This window comes from Pseudomonas sp. Au-Pse12 (assembly GCF_021341665.1).
In the GTDB taxonomy this organism is placed as follows: Bacteria; Pseudomonadota; Gammaproteobacteria; order Pseudomonadales; family Pseudomonadaceae; genus Aquipseudomonas.
The window spans coordinates 534,476-560,817 of the sequence record NZ_JAJTTH010000004.1 but is presented as its reverse complement, the minus strand read 5'-3'; the positions used below and the strand labels follow the sequence as shown (position 1 = coordinate 560,817).

The following is a 26,342-nucleotide window of genomic DNA, read 5'->3' as shown; positions in this document are numbered from 1 at the left end:
CTCGTTGTTTGTGGCGAGGGAGCAAGCTCCCTCGCCACAGCAGTCCTGGTCGTTACTGCTTGGCAACCTTTTCCGACTTGCCGTCATAGCGCTTGCGCCATTCGGTGAGGATCTGGTCGCGGTTCTTCGAGGCCCAGGCGAAGTCGTTCTTGATCAGGCGCTGCTCGTAGTCGGCCGGCAGTTCGGTCTGCGGCTTGGCGATGCCCGGCTGGGCCAGCACGGCGAAGTTTTCCTTGTACAGCTCCATGGCCGCGGGGCTGGCGGAGAAGTCGGCGAGCTTCTTCGCCGCCTCTTCATGAGGCGTGCCCTTGATCACCGCCGTGGCTTCGATTTCCCAGCCCAGGCCTTCCTTGGGCAGCACGATGTCCAGCGGCGCGCCCTGGCGCTTGAGCTGCACGGCCGGGTATTCGAAGGAGATGCCGATGGGGAATTCACCGGCGGCGGCCAGCTTGCAGGGCTTGGAGCCAGAATGGACGTACTGGCCGATGTTCTGGTGCAGCTCATCCATGTACTGCCAGCCCTGCTTCTCGCCGAAGGTCTGCAACCAGGCGCTGACATCCAGGAAGCCGGTGCCCGAGGACGCCGGGTTGGGCATGACGATCTTGCCCTTGTACTCGGGCTTGGTCAGGTCCTGCCAGCTCACCGGCTTGCTCAGGCCCTGCTTTTCGGCCTCCACCGTGTTGAAGCAGATGGTCGCGGCCCACACGTCCATGCCGACCCAGGCGGGAGGGTTGGCGGCGTCGCGGTAGTTCGCGCCGATCTGGCCCAGGTCCTTGGGCGCGTAGCGTTGCAGCATGCCCTGCTGGTCGAGGATCGCCAGGCTGGACGCCGCTAGGCCCCAGACCGCATCGGCTTGCGGCCGGGCTTTTTCCGCCAGCAGCTTGGCGGTGATGATCCCGGTGGAATCACGCACCCATTTGATCTCCACATCCGGGTTGGCCTTTTCGAAGGCCTGCTTGTAGCTCTTCAGTTGCTCGGCTTCGAGGGCGGTGTAGACCGTCAGCTCGGTTTTCCCAGCAAACGCGTTCAGGCTGACAGCAGAGAGGACGGCAGCGGCAAGAGCCAGGGGCTTGAACATGGTGCGGTTCCTTAGTGAGTGCAGATCAGAGGGTGGGTGAACAAGGGTCAATGGCCCGGCGCGCTCTGCCGCCAGGCCTGGGAGCGGCGCAGCAAGCCGCGCGAAGCCCAGGCCAGGAGCAGCGAGACGCTGGCCGAGGTGAACAGGATCAGGGTCGACATGGCCGCGGCGCCGCCGACGTTGCCGGCGTCGTCCATGTTCAGCACCGCCACGGCGGCGAGGATGGTGTCCGGGCTGTAGAGGAAGATCGCCGCCGACACCGTGGTCATGGCCGAGACGAACAGGTAGCGCACGATGTCCAGCAGCGCCGGCAGGCAGATCGGCACGGTAACCCGCAGGAAGTGCCGATACAGCGGCGCCTTGAGCGACAGCGCGGCGGCCTCGAACTCGGCATCCAGCTGGCGCAGGGCGGTGGTGGCGGTCATCTGCGCGGTGGTCAGGTAGTGGGCGATGGTGCACACCACCAGCAGGGTCATGCTGCCGTAGAACACATGCAGCGGGTTGCCGTTGAGGTTGAAGAAAAACACGTAGCCCAGGCCCAGCACCAGGCCGGGCACCGCCATCGGCACGAAACTGAGCAGGCGCAGCGCCAGGTTCAGGCCACGCTGGCTGCTGGTCTTTTCCATCAGGTAGGCGCCGGTGAAGATCAGCACACTGCCGATCAGCGCCGTGCCCAGGGCCATGCTCAGGCTGTTGCGGTAGGCCAGCCAGCCACCGCCGGCGGTGTCGTTGAACTGGTAGTGGTTCAACGACAGCGACAGGTTGTAGGGCCAGAACTTCACCAGCGAGGAAAACACCGCCATGCCGAACACCAGCAGCAGCGCGGCGCAGATCAGCAGCACGATGGCCAGGTAGCAGGCGTCCCGCAGCCGCGATGGCGCAGGCCGGAACACCTGGGCGCGACCGCTCATGGAGTCGCCCTGGCGACGACGCAGCCAGGCATCGACGCCGAAGCTGAACAGTGCCGGCAACAGCAGGACCATGCCGATCAACGCGCCGCGACCGAACTGCTGCTGCCCCACCACCGCCTTGTAGGCCTCCAGGGCCAGCACCTGATAGTCACCACCCACCACCACCGGCACGCCGAAGTCGGTGATGGTCAGGGTGAACACCAGGCAGAAGGCGGCGAACACCGCCTGCCGGGTGGCCGGCCAGGTGATGCTGCGAAAGGCCCTGGCAGGACTGGCGCCCATGCTCGATGCGGCGTCGAACAGCCGCGCGTCCGCCAGGGACAGGGCCGAGAGCAGGATCATCAGGGCATGGGGAAAGGTGTAGATGACTTCGCCGAGGACGATGCCCCAGAAGCCGTAGATGTTCTCGGCGAACAGGCCGCGGAGCATGCCCTGGTTGCCGAACAGATAGACCAGGGCAATCCCCGGCAGCATCGACGGTGCCATCAGCGGCAACAGCGACAAGCCGCGCCACAGGCCCTTGCCGGGAATCAGCGTGCGTTGCAGGGCGTAGGCGAACAGGTAGGCCAGGGGCACCACGATGGCGGCGACACTGAGGGAGACTTTCAGGCTGTTGCCCAGCAACCAGTGGAAGTTGGCGCTGCTGACCAGCTCGCGGGCCGCCAGCCAGCCACCGCCCTGCCCGGCCTCGGCACTGAAGCCGCGCCAGAAGATCGCCAGCAGCGGCAGCAGCACGGCGACGCTCAGCAGAAGCAGCAGTAGAACCTTGCCACCGAGGACAAACACACGATCGCCGAGTTCGGCACGGGAGGCCTGGCGCGCCCGCTTGGCAGGTAGCGGCAGGGACATGGGCAGGCTCATCTCAGGCAAACACCTGGAGGCTGCGCGGCGGCAAGGCCACCCAGATGTCCTGGGCGCCCAGGCGCGGCATGGCTTCCGGGGCCAGCTCCGCCAGCAGTGCATGCCCCGGCAACTGATTGAGTTCAAAACTCATGCGGCAACGGTTGCCGAGGAAAGTGATCTCGCGGACCTTGGCCGGGAACAGGTTTTCCTCATGCACCGGCGGGTTCACGCTGATCGCTTCCGGGCGGCAGAACAGCCGGCCCGAAGCGGCCTTGGCCGAGTCGTCGGCCAAACGCACATTCATTCCGCCGACCTGGGCATGGCTGTCGCTGTTGCGGCTGAAGGGCAACCAGTTGCCCTGGCCGACGAACTCGGCAACGAACGGCGTGGCCGGGCGATCGTAGATTTCCTGGGGCGTGGCGTACTGCTCGACCTTGCCGTTGTTCATCACGGCAATGCGGTCGGCCATCAGCATGGCCTCGTCCTGGTTGTGGGTGACCATCAGGGTGGTGATCCCCAGGCGCCGTTGCAGCTGTCGCAGCTCGGTGCACAGGTGCTCGCGGACCCGGGCATCCAGGGCCGACATCGGCTCGTCCAGCAACAGCAACGACGGCGCCGGCGCCAGGGCGCGGGCCAGGGCCACGCGCTGCTGCTGGCCGCCGGACAGCTGGCCGGGGTATTTCTTCTCGCTGCCGCTCAGGCCCACCAGTTCCAGCATCTGCGCCACGCGCTTGCGCGCTTCCTCGCGACCGCTGCCGGCCAGGCCGTAGGCAATGTTGGCTTCCACCGTGAGGTTGGGAAACAGCGCATAGGACTGGAACAGAATCCCGTAGTCCCGGGCCTGGGGCGCCAGCAGCGAGACGTCGCGTTCCCCCAGGTACAACTCGCCCCGATCCTGGCGTTCCAGCCCGGCGATGCAGCGCAGCAAGGTAGTCTTGCCGCAGCCGGACGGCCCCAGCAGGCACACCAGCTCGCCGGCGGCGACGTCCAGGGACACGTTATCCAGCGCGGTGAAAGCGCCGAAGCGCTTCTGCACGCCGCGCACTTTCATCGGTGCGCCGGGGTTGCTCAGGGCAGTTGCGGTTGCAGGGTTCATGGACAGGCCTCATCAAGCAGATGAGGCCAATCCTAGAGTTGTAATGCGTCGGTCATATGGCAGTAAGGCAAAAACGACCGATAGTGGTATTCAGGGATTTGGGTTCAGTTGCAAGTCATGTGCTCGCGAAGGCATCGGCATGGCCGATGCCGAGCTTTCAGGCGGGAGCCATTTCCTGGGCCAGGCCGAGGAAGGCCGCTGGCAGGCGCGCGTTCTTGCGCTCCTTGAGGCAATACAGGTACTCGACGATCTGCGGCGCATGCTCGATAGTCAGCACGCGCAACTGCGGGTCGTGGGGCACTTCCTGGCGGGCAATGATGCTGATGCCGATGTTGCGCAGCACCGCCTCGCGGATCGATTCGCGGCTGCCGATTTCCAGCAGCGGACCAAAACTGACATGGGCGTTCTTCAGCAGGTTTTCGGTGAGGCTGCGGGTGGTGGAGCCGGGTTCACGCATCAACAGCGTATGCCCGGCCAGGGCATTCAGGGGCACGTGCTCCAGCGCCGCCAAGGGGTGGTTGCGGTGTACCGCCAGCACCAGCGGATCGCTGCCCAGCACCCGGCGGATCAACCGAGGGTCTTCCAGCAGTTGCGAGGAAGCGGCGACATCCACCCGATACTCCTCCAGTGCCTCCAGGACCTGCTGGGAATTGCCGATCTCCACCGACACGTCCACCTGGGGCAGGCGCTGACGGAAGGTCTTGACCAGATCGAGGATGTAGTACGGCGCGGTGGCGGCGATGCGCAGGGCGCCCTGCACCTGCCCGCAATTGCGCAGGAAGAACTCGATGTCCGACTCTTTCTGCAGCAGCTCCTTGACCATCGGCAGCAGGCGCGCGCCCTCCTCGCTCAGGCTCAGGCGGCGACCGCCGCGGTAGAACAGCTCCACCGCGAACTGGCTTTCCAGGTTGCGGATCTGCGTGGTGACCGTGGGCTGGCTGAGGCCAAGCTTCTTCGCCGCCTGGGTGATGCTGCCCAGGCGGGCGACCATGTAAAAGGCCTTCAGCTCGGCGCTCAGCATGGCGGCTTGTCGCAGCTGCAAGCTTGCAGCGCCAAGCCGCAAGCTGAAGCCGGTGCGCGTAAGTTCATCACTCTGGTTCTCCCCTCAGTTGCTTGCCGCTCACCGCTTGCAGCTACGATGTCCTATTTGCGCAGCAGGCGCAGACCGTTGAACACCACCAGCAGGCTCACGCCCATGTCGGCGAACACCGCCATCCACATGGTGGCGAGCCCGGCAAAGGTTACCCCAAGAAAGATCGCCTTGATGACCAGGGCCAGGGCGATATTTTGCTTGAGCACTACCGAGGTCTGGCGCGACAGGCGGATGAACGCCGGGATCTTGCGCAGATCATCGTCCATCAGCGCTACATCCGCGGTCTCGATCGCGGTGTCGGTGCCGGCCGCGGCCATGGCGAAACCGATTTCGGCACGGGCCAGGGCCGGGGCGTCGTTGATGCCGTCGCCGACCATGCCGACCCGGTGACCCTGGGCGTACAGCTCCTCGATGGCTTGCAGCTTGTCGGTGGGCAGCAGGTCGCCCCGGGCCTGGTCGATGCCCACCTGGGCGGCGATGGCCTGGGCGGTATGCGGGTTGTCGCCGGTGAGCATCAGGGTCTTGATCCCCAGCTCGTGCAACTGCCGGATGGCTTCGCGGCTGGACTCCTTGACCGTGTCGGCCACCGCGAACAGGGCCAATGGGCCGTTGCTGTCCAGCAGCAGGACCACGGTCTTGCCCTGCTGCTCCAGGGCGAAGAGTTTTTCTTCCAGGGCCGGGGAGCACAGGCCCAGCTCTTCCACCAGGCGGTGGTTGCCCAGGTGATAGAGCTGGCCGTTGATTTCACCGCGCACCCCGCGCCCGGCCAGGGCTGCGAAGTTATCCACAGGGTGCATGGCCAGCTGTTTATCCACAGCCGCCTGGGCAATGGCCAGGGACACCGGGTGGTCGGAGCGCCCCGCCAGGCTCGCGGCCAGGGCCGGAGCCGTGTCCAGAGCCAGTGGGTCCAGGGACAGGAAATCGGTCTGCACCGGCTTGCCGTGGGTGATGGTGCCGGTCTTGTCCAGGGCCAGGTAATCGAGCTTGTAGCCACCTTCCAGGTAGACCCCGCCCTTGACCAGGATGCCTTTGCGCGCCGCCGCCGCCAGGCCGCTGACGATGCTCACCGGGGTGGAAATCACCAGGGCGCACGGGCAGGCCACCACCAGCAACACCAGGGCGCGGTAGATCCAGTCGAACCAGGCGCCGGCCATGAACAGCGGCGGGATCAGCGCCACCGCCAGGGCGAAGGCGAATACTGCCGGGGTGTAGATTTTCGAGAAGGTGTCGACGAAGCGCTGGGTCGGGGCCCGCGCGCCCTGGGCCTGTTCCACGGCGTGGATGATCCGCGCCAGGGTCGAGTTGTTGGCGGCGGCGCTCACCCGGTATTCCAGGGAGCCGGCCTGGTTGATGGTGCCGGCGAACACCTTGTCGCCCACGGTCTTTTCCACCGGCAGGCTCTCCCCGGTGATCGGTGCCTGATCGATGGTCGAACTGCCGGACACCACCTCACCGTCCAGGCCGACGCGTTCGCCGGGGCGAACCCGTACCAAGGCGCCCAGTTCGACGCTTTTAGCCTCCATTTCGCGCCAACTGCCATCCGCCTGCTGCACCGTGACCTGTTCCGGGGTCATCTGCATCAGGCCGCTGATGGCGTTGCGGGCCCGGTCCAGGGAGCGGGCTTCGATCAACTCGGCCACGGTGAACAGGAACATCACCATCGCCGCTTCCGGCCACTGGCCGATCAGCACCGCGCCGGTCACCGCGATGCTCATCAGCGCATTGATGTTGAGGTTACGGTTCTTCAGGGCGATCCAGCCCTTCTTGTAGGTGCCCAGACCGCCACTGAGGATCGACACCAGGGCCACCAACGCCACCACCCAATCGGGGGCGGCCTGGGTGAAATGAATGACTTCGGCGGCCAGCGCGCCGATACCGGACAGGGCCAGCGGCCACCAGGCCTTCTTCACCGGTGCTGCGGCAGGGGCGGCTGCGGCCCCCTCCTGCTGCAGGGGCTCGGCGTGCATGCCCAGGGATTTGACCGCCTCGATGATCGGCGCGGTGCTCGGCAGGTCGTGGGTCACCCCCAGCACGCGGTTCATCAGGTTGAATTCCAGGGCCTGGACCCCGGCCAGCTTGCCCAGCTTGTTCTGGATCAGGGTCTGTTCGGTGGGGCAGTCCATGGCTTCGATGCGAAAGCTGCTCAGGCGCGCGCCGGCGGTCGGGGTTTCGCTCAGGGTGACCCTGGACGGCGAAGGGCCGGCTGAACCGCAGCAGGAAGCGCCATGGGCAGCGTGGTCGTGCGCCTTGACCGGCTGCAGCTTGCCCGCCGAGGCGTGGGCATGGCTGTGATCGTGATCGTGATCGTGTTCAGCATGGGTGTGCTGGGCGTCGGGCTTGCGCGGGTTGTGAATGGAGTCACTCATAAGGGGTCGCGTCCGAATAGAGGTGCTTGTTGCCAAGTGAACACCCTGTAGCCACTATAGGGTCAAGCACCCATTCGGAGACGACGGCAATGAAGATTGGCGAACTGGCGAAACTCACCGACTGTCAGGTCGAGACCATCCGTTACTACGAGCGCGAAGGACTGCTGCCGGAACCGGCCCGCAGCGAAGGCAACTACCGCCTCTACACCCAGGCCCACACCGAGCGCCTGACCTTTATCCGCAACTGCCGCAGCCTGGACATGACCCTCGAGGAAATCCGCAGCCTGCTCAACCTGCGCGACAGCCCCCAGGACCAGTGCGCCAGCGTCAACGCCCTGATCGACGAGCACATCCACCACGTCAAGGCGCGCATCGACGGCTTGCTGGCCCTGCAGGAACAGCTGCTGGACCTGCGCCAGCGCTGCAGCGAAGGCCCGGACCTGGCGCACTGCGGAATTCTCCAGCGCCTGGAAGTCAGCGGCTCGGTGGCCCCCAACGAAGCCGAACCCTCGCATGTCGGCCGCAGCCACGGGCACTGAGCCTCGGGCGCGGCTTCAGGAGCCGCGCCGCACGCTGTCGATCAGCCGCAGATAAGTCCCCTCGAGCACCGCCAGCAACCGCTGGCCCAACTGCCGCCAGGCCAGGCCCTGGCGCACCAGCCAGGCACTGAGCAGCCCCATCAGGCAACCGCCGAGAATATCGAAGGGGAAATGCACCCCCAGGTAGACCCGCGCCCAACCCACCAGCAGCGCCAGGCCGAGCATCACCAGCCCGGTCTTGCGCAGGGGCGCGAGGATCAGCGCGAACGCCATGGCGAACATGCCGCTGGCATGGTCGCTGGGGAAGGACGCGCCAGGCGCGTGGGCAAGGAAGTTCTGCCCCAGGCCGATCATGAACGGCCGCGGATGGAACCACAGCTCACGGATCAGCCAATTGCTGGCCAGGGCCAGCACGATGCTCAGGGTCGCGAGCAGCACGATCATGCGCTGGCGGCGTTCGCCGAAAACCCAGAGCACCACCAGCAGCAGCGGCACGCTGAGCACCACCCATTGCGCGAGGAACAGCGCCAATGTGCGCATCGGCATTGACGCCCCGGCACTGGCATTGATGGCCAGGAACAGGCTGTGATTGAGTTCTTCCATTCGCGGCTCACGTTGAAGTTCACAAGGGCGACGCCCCGCGCCTGGCGGGGCCACTCCTCAGAGCGTAGCTGGCCGCCAGGCACAGTCATGTCCGGACAATTCCGGGCACGGGTCGATAAAAGCAGCAGGTTCAATCGACAGGGGCCGCGCGGTGTCAACCACGCGGCCCCTGGCACAGCAGGTGGCGGCTTAAACGGCCATCGGCGCGGTCATTGGCGCGTGGTGCTCGTAGCCTTCCAGGGAAAAGTCGCTCGGCTCGATCAGCTCCAGCCACTCCGGCTGGTAGACGCCGGTCTTGGCGAACTCCGGCACACGCTCGGAAATCACCAGCTTGGGCATCGGGAACGGCTCGCGCTTGAGCTGTTCGTTGAGCATGTCCAGGTGGTTTTCGTAGACGTGGGCATCACCAATGAAATAGGTGAACCAGCGCGGTGTGTAGCCGGTCAGGCGACCGATCAGGCTCAGCAGCGCCGCGCCTTCGGTGAGGTTGAACGGCGTACCCAGGCCCAGGTCGTTGGAGCGGATGTAGAGGGTCAGGGAAATTTCCCGGGTCTCGACATTGGGGTGGAACTGGTACAGCAGGTGGCACGGCGGCAGGGCCATTTCATCCAGCTGGGCGCAGTTCCAGCCGTGGAACAGGATCCGCCGGCTGCCCGGGTCGTTGATGATGGTGTCGACGCACTGGCGCACCTGGTCGATGGCCTTGTACAGCACCACGTAGCCCTGGCCGTCTTCCTCGCCTGCGGCGATCTGCCGGTAGCCCTGGCTCAGCGCCAGGTCGATGGCCGCCTGGTTGCTGGTCTTGATCTGCTTGTAGGCCGGCCACTTGCGCCATTGCACGCCGTAGATCTCGCCCAGGTCGTCGTCGCCCTGGCGAAACGGGTTGGCCAGCCACTGGGCGTTTTCGTTGGCGTTCTGGTCCCAGACCTTGCAGCCCAGCGCACGAAACTCGGCGGCGTTGTTCACCCCGCGCAGGAAGCCGACCATCTCGCCGATCGCCGACTTGAAGGCCATCTTGCGGGTGGTGATGGCCGGGAAACCTTCCTTGAGGTCGTAGCGCAGCATCGCCCCGGGAAAGCTGATGGTGTTTACACCGGTGCGGTTGGCCTGCTTGGTGCCGTTGTTGATGACGTGGGCCACCAGATCAAGATATTGCTTCATGAATTACCTGCATCCTTGAACCCGGGGCACGCCCCGGGATTCGAATTTATTGCGCCGCGCTCTTGGCCGGAGCGCGATGATAAGCCAGCCAGATCAGCCCCAGGCCGCCGAGAATCATCGGCACGCACAGCACCTGACCCATGGTCAGCCAGTTCCAGGCCAGGTAGCCCAGTTGTGCGTCCGGCACCCGGACGAACTCGACGATGAAACGGAAGATCCCGTAGAACAGCGCGAACATACCGGAAACCGCCATGGTCGGCCGCGGTTTGCGCGAGAACAGCCAGAGAATCAGGAACAGCGCCACGCCCTCCAGGGCGAACTGATACAGCTGCGACGGATGACGCGGCAACTGCGCCGGATCGCTGAACGGCGGGAAGATCATCGCCCATGGCACATCGGTGGGTTTGCCCCACAACTCGGCGTTGATGAAGTTGCCGATCCGCCCGGCGCCCAGGCCGATCGGCACCATCGGCGCGACGAAGTCCATCAGCTCGAAGAAACTCTTGTTATTGCGCTTGCCGAACCACCAGGCCGCCAGCATCACCCCGATGAAGCCACCGTGGAACGACATGCCGCCCTTCCACACTTCGAAGATCAGGGTCGGGTTGGCCAGGTAGGCGCTCAGGTCGTAGAACAGCACGTAACCCAGGCGGCCGCCGACGATCACCCCCATGGACATCCAGAACACCATGTCCGAGAGCTTCTCTTTGCTCCAGGTCGGATCGAAACGGTTCAGCCGGCGCGACGCCAGCAGCCAGGCACCGCCGATGCCGATCAGGTACATCAGGCCGTACCAGTGGATTTTCAGCGGGCCGATGGCCAGGGCCACCGGATCAATCTGCGGGTAAGGCAGCATTGCGACTCCTCGTAAGGGTTAGAACTCAAATGTCCCTGGGCAAACTGCCAGCCCGGGATTAAGCCAGGATTGCGTCATCACTCAGAACAGGAAGCTGATCCCCACGCAGAACAGTAGCGCGGCGAACAAGCGTTTCAACAGGCGTGGCGACAGTTTGTGGGCCAGGCGCGCGCCGATCCGGGCGAACACCATGCTGGTCAGGGCAATGCCCAACAGCGCCGGCAAATAAACGAAGCCGAGACTATGAGCCGGGAGCAGCGGATCATGCCAGCCCAGAATCATGAAACTTAAGGCGCTGGCCAGGGCGATGGGCAAGCCGCACGCCGAGGAAGTCGCCACCGCCTGCTGCATCGGCACGCTGCGCCAGGTAAGAAACGGCACGGTCAGCGAGCCGCCACCAATGCCGAAGATCGCCGAGGCCCAGCCGATCACACCGCCGGCCGCGGCCAGGCCCAGCTTGCCGGGCACCTGGCGACTGGCCTTGGGCTTGAGCTCCAGGGTCATCTGCAAGGCGATGACCAGGGCAAAGACGCCAATGATTTTCTGCAGGTGCGGGCCGGAAATGGCTTCCGCCGTCAGGGCACCGAAACCGGCCCCCAGCAGGATGCCCAGGGCCATCCAGGCGAAGATCGGCCAGCGCACCGCGCCGCGCCGATGGTGCTCGCGAACCGCATTGACCGAGGTGAAGATGATGCTGGCCAGAGACGTGCCGACCGCCAGATGGGTCAGCACCGAGGCATCGAAACCTTGCAGGGTGAAGCTGAACACCAGCACCGGGACTATGATGATCCCGCCGCCCACGCCGAACAGCCCGGCCAGTACGCCTGCACAAGCGCCCAGCAACAGATAGAGCAGAAATTCCATGGGAGCATCCGAAAATAAGACCGGCATGGTAACGGATGCGCCGCCCCGGACTCCACTGGATGGCGATGGATACCCACCGGATCTGTGCGTAAAGTGGGCAAAAACACACAGGGGGCCACCTTAATGTGCTTGATCGTTTTCGCCTGGCGGCCGGGCCACGCTCAGCCACTGATCGTCGCGGCCAACCGCGATGAGTTCTACGCCCGGCCGAGCCTGCCGCTGGGGCAATGGCCGGAAATGCCGCAGATCCACGCCGGTCGCGACCTGGAGGCCGGCGGCACCTGGCTTGGTGTCGGGGCCAATGGCCGCTTTGCCGCCCTGACCAATATCCGCAACCCTCACCAGCCTCCGGCGCGGCGCTCGCGGGGTGAACTGGTGGCGCGCTTTCTCGCCGGCGACGTGGCGCTGGAAGACTATCTGCACGATGTGGTGGGCCGCTCGGTGGAGTACGCCGGGTTCAACCTGTTGCTGGGTACTGCGGAGCAACTGTGGCACTACAACGCCCAGGACGTGGAACCGCAATTGCTCAATCCCGGCGTCTACGGCCTGTCCAATGCCGGGCTCGATACCCCGTGGCCCAAGCTGCTCAAGGCCAAGGCGGCGTTGCAGGAGGTGCTGCACGACCCACAGCCCCAGGCGCTGCTGGCGCTCTTGAGCGACCCGCAGACGGCGCCCTTTGTCGAGCTGCCGGATACCGGTGTGGGTTTGGCGACGGAAAGCCTGCTGTCCAGCGTGTTCATCGCCAGTCCCAGCTATGGCACACGGGCCAGCACCGCGCTGATCGTCAGCGCCGATGGTTCGCGGCATCTGCTGGAGCGCAGTTTCGGCCCTTATGGCGGGCATCTGGGGGAAGTCGAACTGAAGGTCTGAAGCGTTCGCCGGCAAGCCGGCTCCCACAAATGCCTCTACGGGAGCCGGCTTGCCGGCGAAGAAAATACCCTGGTTACAGGGTCTTGCTCGAAGCCGGATTGATCATCCGCGCCAACCCGAGCTTCTTCAGCGCCAGTTGCAGCGAGCTGTGGATAACTTGCGGGTTGTCGATGGTCATCATCTCCTCCAGCAGCTCCTTGGCCTTGCTCATGCTGACCTGACGCAGCATCCACTTCACTTTCGGCAGGTTGGTGGCGTTCATCGACAGGCTGTCAAAGCCCATGGCCATCAACAGCACCGCCGCCGCCGGATCGCCGGCCATCTCGCCGCAGATGCTCACTGGCTTGCCTTCGGCGTGGGCGTCGCGCACGACGTTTTGCAGCGCTTGCAGCACTGCCGGGTGCAGGTAGTCGTAGAGATCGGCAACCCGCGGGTTGTTGCGGTCCACCGCCAGCAGGTACTGGGTCAGGTCGTTGGAACCCACCGACAGGAAATCCACCTGGCGCGCCAGCTCCTTGGTCTGGTACACCGCAGCAGGAATCTCGATCATCACCCCCACCGGCGGCATCGGCACATCGGTGCCTTCGTCACGCACTTCGCCCCAGGCGCGGTGGATCAGGTGCAGTGCTTCTTCCAGCTCATGGATGCCGGAAATCATCGGCAGCAGGATGCGCAGGTTGTTCAGGCCCTCGCTGGCCTTGAGCATGGCTCGGGCCTGCACCAGGAAGATTTCCGGGTGGTCGAGGGTTACGCGGATGCCGCGCCAACCGAGGAAAGGGTTGTCTTCCTTGATCGGGAAATACGACAGCGACTTGTCGCCACCAATGTCCAGGCTGCGCATGGTCACCGGTTGCGGATGGAAGGCCGCCAACTGTTCGCGATAGATCGCCAGCTGTTCTTTCTCGCTGGGGAAGCGCTGGTTGATCATGAACGGCACTTCGGTGCGATACAGGCCCACGCCTTCTGCGCCGCGCTTCTGCGCCCGCGCCACGTCGGCCAGCAGGCCGGTGTTGACCCACAGCGGCATGCGGTGGCCATCAGGGGTGATGCACGGCTGGTCGCGCAAGGCATCCAGGCCCTGGGCCAGTTGCCGTTCTTCTTCCACCACATCGGCGAACTGCTTGCGCAGCACATCGCTGGGATTGGTGTAGACCTCGCCGTGGTAGCCATCGACGATCATCTGGATGCCGTCGACCTTGGAATACGGCAGGTCCACCAGGCCCATCACCGTGGGAATGCCCATGGCCCGGGCCAGGATCGCCACGTGGGAGTTGCCCGAGCCCAGCACCGAGACCAGCCCCACCAGCTTGCCTTCAGGCACTTCGCCGAGCATGGCCGGGGTCAGTTCTTCACTGACCAGGATGGTGTTGTCGGGATAGACCAGCGTCTGCTGGCGCTCTTCCTGCAGGTAGGCCAGGAGCCGGCGGCCCAGGTCCTTGACGTCCGAGGCGCGCTCGCGCAGGTAGGCGTCGTCCATCAATTCAAAGCGGTTGACGTGATCGGTGACCACCTGGCGCAACGCGCCCTGGGCCCACTGCCCGGTCTTGATCACGGCCTTCACTTCGCTGCCCAGGGAGGCGTCGTCGAGCATCATCAGGTAGACGTCGAACAGCGCGCGCTCTTCCGGGCGCAACTGGGTGGCGAGTTTTTCCGACAGCGCGCGCATATCGGCACGCACCCCTTCCAGGGCGCTCTTGAACAACGCCAGCTCGGCGTCGATGTCACTGATGTGCTTGTCCGGCACCACATCCAGGTCGGCCGGCGGCAGCATCACCACCGCGCTGCCCACCGCTGCGCCGGGGGAGCCCGGCACGCCGACGAACTTGGCTTCCTGAATGCCCTTGCCCTGGCGTCCCAGGCCACGGATCGAACCGGTGGCCTCGGCGTGAGCGATAACCCCGGCCAGCTGGGCGCTCATGGTCACCAGGAAGGCTTCTTCGCCCTCGTCGAACTGGCGCCGCTCCTTTTGCTGGATGACCAGTACGCCGACCACGCGGCGATGGTGAATGATCGGCGCGCCAAGGAACGAGGCGTAACGTTCCTCACCGGTTTCGGCGAAGTAGCGATAACGCGGGTGATCGGCGGCGTTTTCCAGGTTGAGGGGTTCTTCCCGGGTGCCCACCAGGCCTACCAGGCCTTCGTTGGGCGCCATGCTGACCTTGCCGATGGAGCGCTTGTTCAAGCCCTCGGTGGCCATCAGTACGAAACGATTGGTTTCCGGGTCCAGCAGATAGACCGAGCAGACCTGGCTGCCCATGGCCTCTTTGACGCGCAATACAATAATCCCCAACGCCGCCTTGAGATCCTTGGCGGAGTTAACTTCCTGGACGATCTTGCGCAGCGTATTGAGCATGGCTCGGGGTCGAACTCCGTCGTCAGTCGCGCACTAGAAGGCGCGGGGCAAGCTCTTTGAGAGCGCGGCGATACACTTCGCGCTTGAATGTCACCACCTGGCCCAACGGATACCAATAACTGACCCAGCGCCAGCCATCGAACTCCGGTTTACCGGTCAAATCCATCCGCACCCGCTGCTCATTGGAAACAAGGCGCAGGAGAAACCATTTCTGCTTCTGGCCGATGCACAGCGGCTGGCTGTGGGTACGGACCAGGCGCTGCGGCAAACGATAGCGCAACCAGCCCCGGGTGCAGGCGAGAATTTGAACATCTTCGCGCTCCAGACCCACTTCTTCGTTCAGCTCGCGATACAAGGCGTCTTCCGGCGTCTCGTCGGGGTTGATCCCGCCTTGAGGAAACTGCCAGGCATCTTGATTGATACGGCGAGCCCATAGCACCTGTCCGGCATCATTGGTCAGAATGATCCCGACATTGGGGCGGAAACCATCGGGGTCGATCACGGCTACAACCTCGCAAACGCATGTCGCCGCATTGTTCCACAAAGCTTGGGAATGCAGCAACGAGGCTGCTTACCTTATGTGCACTCTTGTGAAAAGACCGTATTCTGGGCACCTTTTTCCGCGACTTTTCAGCGAGTAACTGCAATGCGCCTGGCTTTATTCGACTTGGACAACACGCTTTTGGGCGGCGACAGCGACCACGCCTGGGGTGACTACCTGTGTGAGCGGGGCTTCCTCGACGCCGTCGCCTACAAGACCCGCAACGACGAGTTCTACCAGGACTACCTGGCAGGCCAGCTCGACAACGCCGCCTACCTGAACTTCTGCCTGGAAATCCTCGGCCGCACCGAAATGGCCGTGCTCGAAGAATGGCACCGCGACTTCATGCGCGACTGCATCGAGCCGATCCTGCTGCCCAAGGCCCAGGCGCTGCTGGACCAGCACCGCGAGGCCGGCGACAAACTGGTCATCATCACCGCGACCAACCGTTTCGTGACCGCGCCGATTGCCGAACGCCTGGGCGTGGAAACCCTGATTGCCACCGAATGCGAAATGCAGGATGGCCGCTACACCGGGCGCAGCACCGATGTGCCGTGCTTTCGCGAAGGCAAGGTCACCCGCCTGAACCGCTGGCTGGAAGAGACCGGCCACAGCCTGGAAGACAGCTACTTCTACAGCGACTCGATGAATGACCTGCCGCTGCTGGAGCAGGTGAGCACTGCGGTGGCCGTAGACCCTGATCCGAACCTGCGGGCCGAAGCCCAGAAACGTGGTTGGCCGGTGATCAGCCTGCGCGATTGAACAGCTCGCCGGCAAGCCGGCTGTAGGCTCTGGCTTGCCAGCGAAAGGCCCTACGCCGGCTTAGCCACCATCAGGTAGAAAATCGCCATGAAGGCCAGGAACGCCGGCCAGCCCAGGGCGAACCACCAGCGCATATAAAGGTTGGCCCGGATCGGCATCGGCACCCCGTCACGCAATGCCTGCTCGGCCATCTTGTGCACCCGGATCTGCAACCAGACCACCGGCAGCCAGCACAGCCCGGCCACTACATAAAGCCCCAGGCTCCACAGCAGCCATGCCTGCTGCAACGACCAGCCCGCCAGGTGCACCAGCCCCAGGCCGCTCAACGGCTGGAACACCGCCGTGGTGGCGGTAAAGGCCCAATCGGCGAACACCAGGTGCTTGAAGGTCACGGCGATCACTTCCACCCGGCCGCTGCGCCAGGCCCGCAGGGCGTAATAGGCAGAACCGGCGCCCAGGCCGAACAGCACGGTCGAGGACAGGATATGCAGGGTTTTCAACAGCAGGTAAGCACTCATCGACGAGGTTCGGTCCACAGCAGCCAGAGGGTTGCCACCATCAGCACCAGGTTCTTGGCGACGGCGGCATAAGGGTCAAACCAGAAGTGCGGCAGGATCAGGCTGATGATCAGGGTGTAGCCGAGCATCAGCCCCAACTGTGCCTGCAAGGCCCGACGGCGCCAGCGTCGCAACAGCAGGCCGACACCCAGCACGGCGTCGCAGAGCGAGCCGCCGATTACCGCGAGAGCCGCCCAGATACCCTGCACGCCGGCCTCGGCCATGATCCGCAGGCCCCAGTCGTAGCCCGGGCCGATGCACACCAGCGCCGTGCCCAGCCAGATCACCACCATCACCGCAAGCAGCAGCGGACGCAGGGCCAGTTGGGTGCTCTGTGCCGCCTGTGGCCAGTCCTGCAGGCGGGCCGCCAGGGGCGCCGCGTGATAACCGCAGACCGATGCCAGCACTTCAGGGTCCGCCAGGTTGTCGCTGCGGGCCATGGCCAGGCTTTGCCGGTTCAAGGCGCGCCAGCCCAGGCGATCACCTGCACCCGCCATCAGCTTGAGCAACATCGAAGGCAGTTGGAAGTAACGGGCCGGGGCCCAGCCCTGGGCCGCCCGCAGGCGGTCGAGCAACTGCGCCATGGTCATGCGTTCCGGGCCGACCAGGGGCAGGACCATGGATTCCTGCGGCCATTGCCTGAGCAGCGCCAGCACCGCCGCGCTCAAGTCCTCGACATGCAAGGGCTGCATCTGCGCCTTGGTGGACAACAACCCAAGCAGCGGCCAGGGCGACATCTTCGCCAGCCAGCCGCTGCTGGCACCGCCGGCGCCAAGCACCAGCGACGGCCGCAGCACCACGGCCGGAATACCCGAGCGCAGCAGGTAATCATCCGCCGCGGCCTTGCTGGCAAGAAATGGCACGTGGGGCTGGGTGCCAGCGCCCAATGCGGAAATCTGCAGCACCCGCACGCCACGGGTTGCCGCCAGATCGAACAGGGCACGAGTGCCCAGGTCCTGGGTCAGGGTCAACGCCCGGGCATCGGTGCTCAACAACCCGGCGGCGTTGATCAACACATCGGTATCGGCAGGCAGGACAAAGGGCTGGGGCTCATGCCCCAGGCGATCGAGATCCAGTTGTCGCCATTCCACTCCCGGCAGGCTGCGCGGCTGTGGATAACGACTGGTGGCGATCAACTGATGACCGGCGGCATGCAGAGCCGCCAGCAGATGGCGGCCGACAAACCCTGTGGCCCCCACCAGAACAACCTTCATGGCAATCCTTAAGATTCACGCCGGGCTCAGACCGGCTTGGCGCCCATCAGGCCGGCAATGGCGACAAAACACACCAGGCTGAACACCGCCAGCACCAGGGTGAAGGTCAGGCCGCTGGCGGCCTTGGCCCGCCGCAGGCGGTTGAGCCGCACCATCAGCCACAGCCAAGCCAGGGCGCCCAGGGTATAGAGCACGCTGGAACCCAGGAGCCAGGCCTGGCCCAACGGCCAGCCCACCCGATGCACCATCCACCAGCCACTGAACGGCAGGCTCAGCAGACCGATGGCCAGCAGCAACCAGCCAAACAGCCCCGGACGATGCAACACCCGGCTGTAAACCGTGGCATCACCCTGGCGGCGCAGGCGCCAGACCCAGACCGCCAGCCCCAGGGCACTGCCCAACAGCAGTACGGTGGCCAGTACATGAAGCGTCTTCAGCGTGCTCAGTGTTTCCATGTTCTCGCGTCCTTAAGGCTCCGATCCTCAGCGTAGTCGTTCAGCCAAGGAACAGCTGATACGCCGGGTTGTCGCTTTCATCCCAGTACGGATAACCGATCTGCTCCAGCGCCGCTGGCACCAGGTGACGCTCGTCGGCGGGCACTTGCAGGCCGGCGACGACCCGGCCGTCGGCCGCGCCGTGGTTACGGTAGTGGAACATCGAGATGTTCCAGCGCCCGCCCAGCTTGTTGAGGAAGTTGAACAGTGCACCCGGACGCTCTGGAAACTCGAAACGCAGCACCACTTCGTCGCTGACCTTCTCGGCATGGCCACCGACCATGTAGCGGATGTGCAGCTTGGCCAGTTCGTTGTCGGTCAGGTCGATCACCGGAAAGCCCTGCTCGGTCAGGCTGGCGATCAGGGCGCTGCGCGGATCGTTTTCCGGGTGAGTCTGCACGCCGACGAAGATGTGCGCTTCGCTGCCGGTGTTGTAGCGGTAGTTGAACTCGGTGATCTGGCGCTTGCCCACCGCTTCGCAGAAGGCTTTGAAACTGCCCGGCTTCTCGGGAATGGTCACGGCGATGATGGCTTCACGGCCCTCGCCCAGCTCGGCGCGCTCGGCCACGTGGCGCAGGCGGTCGAAGTTGACGTTGGCCCCGGAGTCGATCGCCACCAGGGTCTGCCCGCTGATACCGCGCTGCTCGACGTACTTCTTGATCCCGGCCACACCCAGGGCGCCGGCAGGTTCAGTGATCGAGCGGGTATCGTCGTAGATATCCTTGATTGCGGCACAGATCTCGTCGGTGCTGACGGTGATCACTTCGTCCACATAGTCTTTGCAGATGTCGAAGGTGTGCTGGCCAATCTGCGCCACCGCCACGCCGTCGGCGAAGATCCCCACGGTTGGCAGCACCACCCGCTCGCCCGCGGCCATGGCGGCTTGCAGGCAGTTGGAATCGTCCGGCTCGACGCCGATGATCTTGGTTTCCGGGCGCAGGTATTTCACATAGGCGGCAATGCCGGCGATCAACCCGCCGCCACCTACCGGAACGAAAATCGCGTCCAACGGGCCCGGGTGCTGGCGCAGAATCTCCATGGCCACCGTGCCCTGCCCGGCAATGGTGTGCGGATCATCGTAGGGGTGGATGTAGACGTAGCCTTTTTCATCCACCAGCTTCAGCGAATAGGCCAGCGCCTCGGGGAAGGTGTCGCCGTGCAGCACCACTTTGCCGCCACGGGAACGCACGCCTTCGACCTTGATCTCCGGGGTGGTCTTGGGCATCACGATGGTGGCCTTGACCCCCAGCACCTTGGCCGCCAGGGCCAGGCCCTGGGCGTGGTTGCCGGCCGACGCGGTGACCACGCCGCGAGCGCGCTCGGCGTCGCTGAGCTGGGTCAGCTTGTTGTAGGCGCCGCGGATCTTGAACGAGAACACCGGCTGCAAGTCTTCGCGCTTGAGCCAGATCTGATTGCCCAGCCGCTCGGAGAGCTGGCGGGCAGTCTGCAATGGGGTTTCTACGGCAACGTCATAAACGCGCGAGGTGAGGATCTTCTTGACGTACTGTTCGAGCATCGGAAAGCATCACTGAGCGGGTTGGGCAGGGCCAAGGAGTCTAACCCAGCGTTTGCCCGGGCGACCACACGAATACCGAGGTTTTAGCCAGCGCCCTCGCCGCCTCTGCCCCGCCGTGTGAACTCCCCGGCCACCCCGGCCGATTAGCCAAACGGGCAATGACCTGATCTGCCGCGGCGCCTATAATGCCGGCCTTTGTGCCCCCCTTGCCCGCTTCGGAGCCCGCATGACCCAGGATCAACTCAAACAGGCCGTCGCCCAGGCCGCCGTCGACCTTATCCTCCCGAAACTCGATGACAAGAGCATCGTCGGGGTCGGCACCGGCTCCACCGCCAACTGCTTCATCGACGCCCTGGCCCTGCACAAGGGCGCCTTCGACGGCGCCGTGGCCAGCTCCGAAGCCACCGCCGCGCGCCTCAAGGGCCACGGGATTCCGGTGTACGAGCTCAATACCGTGAGCGACCTGGAGTTCTACATCGACGGCGCCGACGAGAGCGATGAGCACCTGAACCTGATCAAGGGTGGCGGCGCCGCCCTGACCCGGGAAAAGATCGTTGCCGCCGTGGCCAAGACCTTCATCTGCATCGCCGACGCCAGCAAGCTGGTGCCGGTGCTGGGCAACTTCCCGCTGCCGGTAGAAGTGATTCCGATGGCCCGCAGCCATGTGGCCCGTGAGCTGGTGAAGCTGGGCGGCGACCCGGTGTACCGCGAAGGCGTGATCACCGACAACGGCAACATCATCCTCGACGTGCACAACATGCAGATCACCCACCCGGTGGAACTGGAAAGCCAGATCAACGCCATCGTCGGCGTGGTCACCAACGGCCTGTTCGCCGCGCGCCCTGCCGATGTGCTGCTGCTGGGCACCGCTGAAGGGGTGAAAACCCTCAAGGCCTGAGCCGGCCGGCTTGCCAGCGTGGACGGCCTGCAAGGCCTCTTCGCTGGCAAGCCAGCTTCTACTGTGTCGACTTCTTGAAGACGTAGAACAGATTCGGCTCGCTCACCAGGTACAGGGTGCCAGCATCATCCATGGCCATTCCTTCCGCCTGTGGCACGGACCTGTCCAGACCTTGCCGCCCCTTGCCCAAGGCCAGGGTGCTGAGCGGGCGCCCATCCACGTCCAGCTCCACCACCAGGCGCGACTCGTCCGACAAGGCCAGCAGATGGCCGCTGCGCTCGTCGTATTGCAGGCTGGAAAGGTCGCGCACAAAGAGTCCGGCATCGCGCTCGGGGTTGTTAAGCACGTGCACCCCGTAGGATTTTTCCGGATCGTGATGGGGAAAGCCCTGCACTTCATAGATCAACATCGGGTCGCGCTCCTTAGCCACGAACAGGCGCTGGCCCTTTGAATCGTAGGCCAGCCCTTCGAAGCCCTTGTTCCCCGAGAGGTGCACGCCAAGGGTGATCTGCTCGGCCTCCGCCGCCTCCACCACCGTGGTTTCATCGTTCAGCTGAATCTTGATCAAGCGGTGCTGGCGCTCGTCGCTGATCACGTAGGTATTGGCGCTGATGAACTCCACCGCCTCCGGATCGCCAAAGCCCACCAGGGCGATACGCCGCAGAACCCGCCCCTCCAGGGACAGCTCGACCAGCTCGGCATTCTTGTTGGTCACGGTGAACAGGCTGTTGCGCAGCGGGTCGTAGGTCAGCGCCGAGACTTCATCCAGGCCCTCTATGGGCTGTGCCTCCAGCACCACCCGATAGTCGCCCAGCCCCAGGGACTGGGGGGCCGCCACCTGCCAATAGGATTGCCAGTCGAACCAGGCGCGCTGCCACAACCGGTGGTTGTGGACAAACGCCGCCAGCAGCACGGCCATCAGGCAGAGGATCAGGTAGAGGGGTTGCAGACGGGTCAGGCGATACATGGCGGGGCGGCTCGAAATCAGGACAGGCGCATGAAATATCACAGCCGACTGAATTCAAGCTTAATGCCGCGAGTGGCCCGGCTCAGGCGCCGAGCCCGGGCTCACTGTTTCTCGAAGCGATAGAACAGGTTGGGCTCGCTGACCATATACAGGTTGCCAGCTTCGTCCATGGCCACGCCTTCAGCCCGGGGAATGGTTTTCTCCAAGCCGTTGAAGCCACCGAGCAAGGCCATGAAGCTGACCTGCTCGCCCTGCTCGTCCAGCTCCAGCAGCAGGTGAGAGTCGGCCGAGAGCACCAGGGTGTGCCCGGTGCGCGGGTCAATGCCCAGGGCCGAAAGGTTGCGCAGGTCGAGTTCGTCACTGGCCAGCTTCTGCTTGTCGCCCTTGAGCACCTGGCTACCGTCGCTGCTCCAGGTGAACAGGGCCGGTGGCCGCTCCTCGCCCAACAGCAACTGCTGCTTGCGCGGGTTCCAGGCAATACCTTCGAAGGCCTTGTTCTGGTCTTTCGAAGGGCCCAGGTCGTATTGGGGGAAATCGGCGATATTCAGCGCTTGGGTATTGGCGTCGACCTTGACGATCACCAGCGAATGCTGGCGCTCATCGACAATCGCCAGCAGGCCGTTTTCCAGGACCGCGACCCCTTCCGGGTTGCTCCAGCCCACCAGGGGCATTTTACGCAGGACGTCGCCTTGCAGGGTCAACTCCACCAGAAACGGGTTCTTGCCCATCACTGAAAACAGGGTTTTGGTTTGCGGATTGTAGGAAAGGTCGGAGGCTTCATCGCGCTCCATGCCCGGCAAGGCCTTGGCATCGATGACCGCCCGGTAGCTGGGCAACCAGACGCTGGCGCTGCGCTCGGCGGTACTGACAAAACCTTCCTGGACCCAAAGCGCGCCACGATCATCCCAGTGCATGAGACTGGCAACGCCATAGCAGATCACGCCCGCCAGCAGCAGCCAGGAGTACCAGCGCATGCGCACTCGCAGGCGACGAATGGGGTGAGGTTTGGGTAGGGGGTGGGCGTCCATTACACAGATTCCAGAAGCTCGGCCAATGGTAATAGCACACGAATTTCAGATCCGCGAACCACAAGCTACGGAATTATCCGGAGAAAATGTGAAAAACCGGTTAAAGAGCGCCGCCCTATCTACGCTGCGCCCTGGATTCCAGGGCCAGCGCAAAAGATTCGAATCAACGGACGCTGCTGGTGAAACGGCTGACGCCGGGTAGCTCCAGCACCAGCTCATCACCGACATGCAGCGGGCCGACCCCCACCGGTGTGCCGGTGAGGATGACGTCACCGGCCTGCAGGGAGAAGCAACCGGCCATGTACTGAATCATCGGCACGATGGGATTGAGCATGACGCTGCTGTTGCCGTCCTGGCGTACTTCGCCGTTGATGGTCAGGCGGATGCCGATGTCGCTCAGGTCGGCAAAGCTGCTGCTCACCACGAAGGGCGCAAGGACCGCCGCCCCGTCGAAGCACTTGGAAATTTCCCACGGCAGGCCCTTGGCTTTCAGCTCGGCCTGTTTGTCACGCAGGGTCAGGTCCAGTGCCGGGGCAAAGCCGGAGATGGCATCCAGCACTTCTTCGCGGCTGGGCTGGGTGGACAGCGGCTTGCCGATCAACACTGCAATTTCCGCTTCGTAGTGCACCGAACCGCGCTCGGTCGGGATGCTGAAACCGCCCTCCAGAGGCACCACGCAACTGCCCGGCTTGATAAACAGCAGGGGCTCGGTAGGAACGGGGTTATCCAGTTCCTTGGCGTGCTCGGCGTAGTTGCGGCCGATACATACCAACTTGCCCACCGGAAAATGAATCCGGGTACCGTCGACATACTGGTGCTGATAGCTCATTACCGACTCCTGCTTGTGTGCTTCATCAGGGTGCCGCTTGCGCTCAAACGGCGAAGATCTTGCCCGGGTTCATGATGCCGTTCGGATCGAATACCGCCTTGACCGCTTTCATGTACTCGATCTCGACCGGCGAGCGGCTGTAGGTCAGGTAATCGCGCTTGGTCATGCCCACGCCGTGCTCGGCAGAGATCGAACCGTTGTATTTCTCCACGGTTTCGAACACCCACTTGTTGACGGTGGCGCACTTGGCAAAGAACTCGTCCTTGCTCAGGTTGTCCGGCTTGAGGATGTTCAAGTGCAGGTTGCCGTCGCCGATGTGGCCGAACCAGACGATTTCGAAATCCGGGTAGTGCTTGCCGACAATGGCATCGATTTCCTGAAGGAAGGCCGGAACTTTCGATACGGTGACCGAAATGTCGTTCTTGTACGGCGTCCAGTGGGAAATGGTTTCGGAGATGTACTCGCGCAGCTTCCACAGGTTGTGCAGCTGGGTTTCGCTCTGGCTCATCACGCCGTCCAGCACCCAGCCCTGCTCGACACAGTGCTCGAAGGTTTCCAGGGCGTGGTTGGCCACCTCCTCGGTGGTGGCTTCGAATTCCAGCAGCGCGTAGAACGGGCATTCGGATTCGAACGGCGCCGGCACGTCGCCACGGGCCAGAACCTTGGCCAGGGCCTTGTCGGAGAAGAACTCGAAGGCGGTCAGATCAAGCTTGCTCTGGAAGGCATGCAGCACCGGCATGATCGAATCGAAGTCGGCGGTGCCGAGCACCATCGCGGTGAGGTTCTTTGGCGCCCGATCCAGGCGCATGGTGGCCTCGACCACGAAGCCCAGGGTGCCCTCGGCGCCGATGAACAGCTGGCGCAGGTCGTAACCGGTGGCGTTCTTGATCAGGTCCTTGTTCAACTCCAGCAGGTCGCCCTTGCCGGTCACCACTTTCATGCCGGCCACCCAGTTGCGGGTCATGCCGTAGCGAATCACCTTGATCCCGCCGGCATTGGTGCCGATGTTGCCGCCAATCTGGCTGGAACCTGCCGAAGCGAAATCCACCGGGTAGTACAAGCCGTTTTCGTGCGCCAGGTTCTGCAACTGCTCGGTGACCACGCCCGGCTGGCACACCGCGGTGCGGTCGGTGAGGTTCAGGTCGAGAATCTGGTTCATGTAGTCGAAGGACACCACCACTTCGCCATTGGCCGCCACGGCGGCTGCCGAAAGCCCGGTGCGACCGCCCGACGGCACCAGCGCAACCTGGTGCTGATTGGCCCAACGCACGATGGCCTGGACCTGCTCGATGGTCTTGGGAAACACGATGGCCGTCGGGGCTGGGGCGAAATGCTTGGTCCAATCCTTGCCATAAGCATTCAGGGAGTCAGCGTCGGTCAGCACCTTGCCAGGCTCAACCAGGGTCTTCAGCTCATCAATCAGGGCAGGATTGGTCATCAGCAGAACTCTCGAACAATTCATGGTCATCCTGAGAACGCTTCACGTCGCAGGAATGAGTGTTTAGCGGGGCGCGTATGCTAGCATACCGCCCCCGCAGGAGAGTGCCCAAGGGCCTTCTGCGGTGTCGGCTTAGTGCCGCCCAGGTCAGCTCAAGCTGTCCACTTCCCTGCCATTTTTCTCCGGGACACAGGTTTACGCAGATGAGCAAGACTTCTCTCGATAAGAGCAAGATCAAGTTCCTTCTCCTCGAAGGCGTCCACCAATCCGCTGTCGACGTCCTCAAGGCCGCCGGCTACACCAGCATCGAGTACCTCACCGGTTCTCTGCCGGAAGCCCAGCTCAAGGAAAAGATCGCCGATGCACACTTCATCGGCATTCGCTCCCGCACTCAACTGACCGAAGAGATCTTCGACCACGCGAAGAAACTGGTCGCAGTGGGCTGCTTCTGCATCGGCACCAACCAGGTTGACCTGTCCGCGGCTCGCGAACGCGGTATCGCGGTGTTCAACGCGCCTTACTCCAACACTCGCTCGGTCGCCGAGCTGGTGCTGGCCGAAGCCATCCTGCTGCTGCGCGGCATCCCTGAGAAAAACGCTTCCTGCCACCGTGGCGGCTGGATCAAGAGCGCGGCCAACTCCTTCGAAATCCGCGGCAAGAAGCTGGGTATCGTCGGTTATGGCTCCATTGGTACTCAGTTGTCGGTCCTGGCCGAAGGCTTGGGCATGCAGGTGTTCTTCTACGACACCGTGACCAAGCTGCCACTGGGCAACGCTACCCAGGTGGGCAACCTGCACGAACTGCTGGGCATGTCCGACATCGTGACCCTGCACGTACCGGAAACTCCGGCGACCCAGTGGATGATCGGTGAGAAGGAAATCCGCGCCATCAAGAAGGGCGGCATCCTGATCAACGCCGCTCGCGGCACCGTGGTCGAGCTGGACGCCCTGGCGGACGCGATCAAGGACAAGCACCTGATCGGCGCCGCCATCGACGTGTTCCCGGTCGAGCCGCGTTCCAACGACGAAGAGTTCGAGAGCCCGCTGCGCGGCCTGGACAACGTGATCCTGACTCCGCACATCGGCGGCTCCACCGCTGAAGCCCAAGCCAACATCGGCCTGGAAGTGGCGGAGAAACTGGTCAAGTACAGCGACAACGGTACCTCGGTATCCTCGGTCAACTTCCCTGAAGTGGCGCTGCCGGCCCACCCGGGCAAGCACCGTCTGCTGCACATCCACGAGAACATTCCGGGCGTGATGAGCGAGATCAACAAGGTCTTCGCCGAAAACGGCATCAACATTTCCGGTCAGTTCCTGCAGACCAACGAAAAGGTCGGCTACGTGGTGATCGACGTCGACGCCGAGTACTCGGACCTGGCGCAAGAGAAGCTGCAGCACATCAACGGCACCATCCGTTGCCGTGTGCTGTTCTAAGAGCAGCTTCAAGCGGCAAGTTTCAAGCTGCA

The 26,342-nt window shown here is 63.9% G+C and carries 24 protein-coding genes; 5 read left to right on the top strand and 19 right to left on the bottom strand.

The window, feature by feature from the left end; all coding sequences use genetic code 11:
• Positions 1 to 52 precede the first annotated feature (52 nt).
• From LXM55_RS14395 to LXM55_RS14375, 5 genes are all read right to left on the bottom strand, one after another.
• Positions 53 to 1,078, bottom strand: a complete 1,026-nt coding sequence (locus LXM55_RS14395; protein ID WP_233320953.1) for a putative 2-aminoethylphosphonate ABC transporter substrate-binding protein — start codon at positions 1,076 to 1,078, stop codon at positions 53 to 55.
• Positions 1,079 to 1,125: 47 nt separating this feature from the next.
• Entirely contained in the window at positions 1,126 to 2,850 is a 1,725-nt protein-coding gene (locus LXM55_RS14390) for a putative 2-aminoethylphosphonate ABC transporter permease subunit (protein ID WP_233320952.1), read from the bottom strand.
• A 1-nt stretch (position 2,851) separates the two neighbouring features.
• The gene (locus tag LXM55_RS14385) at positions 2,852 to 3,928 is read right to left on the bottom strand and encodes a putative 2-aminoethylphosphonate ABC transporter ATP-binding protein (RefSeq protein WP_233320951.1); all 1,077 of its coding nucleotides are present in this window, start codon (positions 3,926 to 3,928) and stop codon (positions 2,852 to 2,854) included.
• A 157-nt stretch (positions 3,929 to 4,085) separates the two neighbouring features.
• Entirely contained in the window at positions 4,086 to 4,949 is an 864-nt protein-coding gene (locus LXM55_RS14380) for a LysR family transcriptional regulator (RefSeq protein ID WP_233321047.1), read from the bottom strand.
• Positions 4,950 to 5,071: 122 nt separating this feature from the next.
• Positions 5,072 to 7,387, bottom strand: coding sequence for a heavy metal translocating P-type ATPase (locus LXM55_RS14375; RefSeq protein ID WP_233320950.1), 2,316 nt, complete (start codon positions 7,385 to 7,387; stop codon positions 5,072 to 5,074).
• A gap of 89 nt (positions 7,388 to 7,476) precedes the next feature.
• On the opposite strand from LXM55_RS14375, the gene cadR reads away from it, so the two are divergent.
• The gene (gene cadR / locus LXM55_RS14370; RefSeq protein ID WP_233320949.1) at positions 7,477 to 7,926 is read left to right on the top strand and encodes a Cd(II)/Pb(II)-responsive transcriptional regulator; all 450 of its coding nucleotides are present in this window, start codon (positions 7,477 to 7,479) and stop codon (positions 7,924 to 7,926) included.
• A 15-nt stretch (positions 7,927 to 7,941) separates the two neighbouring features.
• Here the strand turns inward: cadR and LXM55_RS14365 are convergent, their stop codons facing one another.
• The 4 genes from LXM55_RS14365 to LXM55_RS14350 form a co-directional block, all read right to left on the bottom strand.
• Positions 7,942 to 8,529 (bottom strand): undecaprenyl-diphosphatase, encoded by a 588-nt coding sequence (locus LXM55_RS14365; protein ID WP_233320948.1) that lies wholly within the window; start codon positions 8,527 to 8,529, stop codon positions 7,942 to 7,944.
• Between the two features lie 189 nt (positions 8,530 to 8,718).
• A complete protein-coding gene (locus LXM55_RS14360; RefSeq protein ID WP_015637397.1) occupies positions 8,719 to 9,690 on the bottom strand; it encodes a thymidylate synthase in 972 nt (323 codons plus the stop codon).
• A gap of 46 nt (positions 9,691 to 9,736) precedes the next feature.
• Positions 9,737 to 10,546: a prolipoprotein diacylglyceryl transferase gene (gene lgt / locus LXM55_RS14355; RefSeq protein ID WP_233320947.1), complete on the bottom strand. Its 810-nt coding sequence runs from the start codon at positions 10,544 to 10,546 to the stop codon at positions 9,737 to 9,739.
• A gap of 81 nt (positions 10,547 to 10,627) precedes the next feature.
• Complete coding sequence (locus LXM55_RS14350) at positions 10,628 to 11,410, bottom strand: sulfite exporter TauE/SafE family protein (RefSeq protein ID WP_233320946.1); 783 nt, start codon at positions 11,408 to 11,410, stop codon at positions 10,628 to 10,630.
• A 123-nt stretch (positions 11,411 to 11,533) separates the two neighbouring features.
• Between LXM55_RS14350 and LXM55_RS14345 the strand changes: the two genes are divergently transcribed.
• Entirely contained in the window at positions 11,534 to 12,280 is a 747-nt protein-coding gene (locus tag LXM55_RS14345) for an NRDE family protein (protein ID WP_233320945.1), read from the top strand.
• Positions 12,281 to 12,353: 73 nt separating this feature from the next.
• Here LXM55_RS14345 and ptsP read toward each other — a convergent pair whose 3' ends face one another.
• Positions 12,354 to 14,633, bottom strand: a complete 2,280-nt coding sequence (ptsP, locus tag LXM55_RS14340; protein WP_233320944.1) for a phosphoenolpyruvate--protein phosphotransferase — start codon at positions 14,631 to 14,633, stop codon at positions 12,354 to 12,356.
• A gap of 22 nt (positions 14,634 to 14,655) precedes the next feature.
• Positions 14,656 to 15,135, bottom strand: coding sequence for an RNA pyrophosphohydrolase (locus LXM55_RS14335; protein ID WP_233320943.1), 480 nt, complete (start codon positions 15,133 to 15,135; stop codon positions 14,656 to 14,658).
• A gap of 144 nt (positions 15,136 to 15,279) precedes the next feature.
• Between LXM55_RS14335 and LXM55_RS14330 the strand changes: the two genes are divergently transcribed.
• A complete protein-coding gene (locus LXM55_RS14330; protein WP_233320942.1) occupies positions 15,280 to 15,936 on the top strand; it encodes an HAD family hydrolase in 657 nt (218 codons plus the stop codon).
• A 50-nt stretch (positions 15,937 to 15,986) separates the two neighbouring features.
• Here LXM55_RS14330 and LXM55_RS14325 read toward each other — a convergent pair whose 3' ends face one another.
• From LXM55_RS14325 to ilvA, 4 genes are read right to left on the bottom strand one after another with little or no spacing between them, the layout of a single operon-like run.
• Complete coding sequence (locus LXM55_RS14325; RefSeq protein WP_233320941.1) at positions 15,987 to 16,454, bottom strand: DUF2269 family protein; 468 nt, start codon at positions 16,452 to 16,454, stop codon at positions 15,987 to 15,989.
• The gene (locus tag LXM55_RS14320; RefSeq protein ID WP_233320940.1) at positions 16,451 to 17,707 is read right to left on the bottom strand and encodes an SDR family oxidoreductase; all 1,257 of its coding nucleotides are present in this window, start codon (positions 17,705 to 17,707) and stop codon (positions 16,451 to 16,453) included. The genes LXM55_RS14325 and LXM55_RS14320 overlap by 4 nt, the downstream gene beginning before the upstream one ends.
• 26 nt (positions 17,708 to 17,733) lie before the next feature.
• Positions 17,734 to 18,162: a DUF2269 family protein gene (locus LXM55_RS14315; protein ID WP_233320939.1), complete on the bottom strand. Its 429-nt coding sequence runs from the start codon at positions 18,160 to 18,162 to the stop codon at positions 17,734 to 17,736.
• A gap of 40 nt (positions 18,163 to 18,202) precedes the next feature.
• Complete coding sequence (ilvA, locus tag LXM55_RS14310; protein ID WP_233320938.1) at positions 18,203 to 19,717, bottom strand: threonine ammonia-lyase, biosynthetic; 1,515 nt, start codon at positions 19,715 to 19,717, stop codon at positions 18,203 to 18,205.
• A gap of 226 nt (positions 19,718 to 19,943) precedes the next feature.
• Here ilvA and rpiA point away from each other — a divergent pair, with 226 nt between their 5' ends.
• The gene (rpiA, locus tag LXM55_RS14305; protein WP_233320937.1) at positions 19,944 to 20,615 is read left to right on the top strand and encodes a ribose-5-phosphate isomerase RpiA; all 672 of its coding nucleotides are present in this window, start codon (positions 19,944 to 19,946) and stop codon (positions 20,613 to 20,615) included.
• Between the two features lie 58 nt (positions 20,616 to 20,673).
• On the opposite strand, the gene LXM55_RS14300 is transcribed toward rpiA, so the two are convergent.
• The 4 genes from LXM55_RS14300 to LXM55_RS14285 form a co-directional block, all read right to left on the bottom strand.
• Positions 20,674 to 21,582 (bottom strand): SdiA-regulated domain-containing protein, encoded by a 909-nt coding sequence (locus tag LXM55_RS14300; RefSeq protein WP_233320936.1) that lies wholly within the window; start codon positions 21,580 to 21,582, stop codon positions 20,674 to 20,676.
• A gap of 101 nt (positions 21,583 to 21,683) precedes the next feature.
• Positions 21,684 to 22,610, bottom strand: coding sequence for an SdiA-regulated domain-containing protein (locus LXM55_RS14295; RefSeq protein WP_233320935.1), 927 nt, complete (start codon positions 22,608 to 22,610; stop codon positions 21,684 to 21,686).
• A 163-nt stretch (positions 22,611 to 22,773) separates the two neighbouring features.
• Positions 22,774 to 23,439 carry a fumarylacetoacetate hydrolase family protein gene (locus tag LXM55_RS14290; protein WP_233320934.1) on the bottom strand — a complete coding sequence of 222 codons (666 nt, stop codon included), beginning with the start codon at positions 23,437 to 23,439 and terminating at the stop codon, positions 22,774 to 22,776.
• A gap of 43 nt (positions 23,440 to 23,482) precedes the next feature.
• On the bottom strand, positions 23,483 to 24,877 hold the full coding sequence (locus tag LXM55_RS14285; protein WP_233320933.1) for an FAD-binding oxidoreductase: 1,395 nt from the start codon (positions 24,875 to 24,877) through the stop codon (positions 23,483 to 23,485).
• A gap of 203 nt (positions 24,878 to 25,080) precedes the next feature.
• Here LXM55_RS14285 and serA point away from each other — a divergent pair, with 203 nt between their 5' ends.
• The gene (gene serA, locus LXM55_RS14280) at positions 25,081 to 26,310 is read left to right on the top strand and encodes a phosphoglycerate dehydrogenase (protein ID WP_016963474.1); all 1,230 of its coding nucleotides are present in this window, start codon (positions 25,081 to 25,083) and stop codon (positions 26,308 to 26,310) included.
• Positions 26,311 to 26,342: the final 32 nt, after the last annotated feature.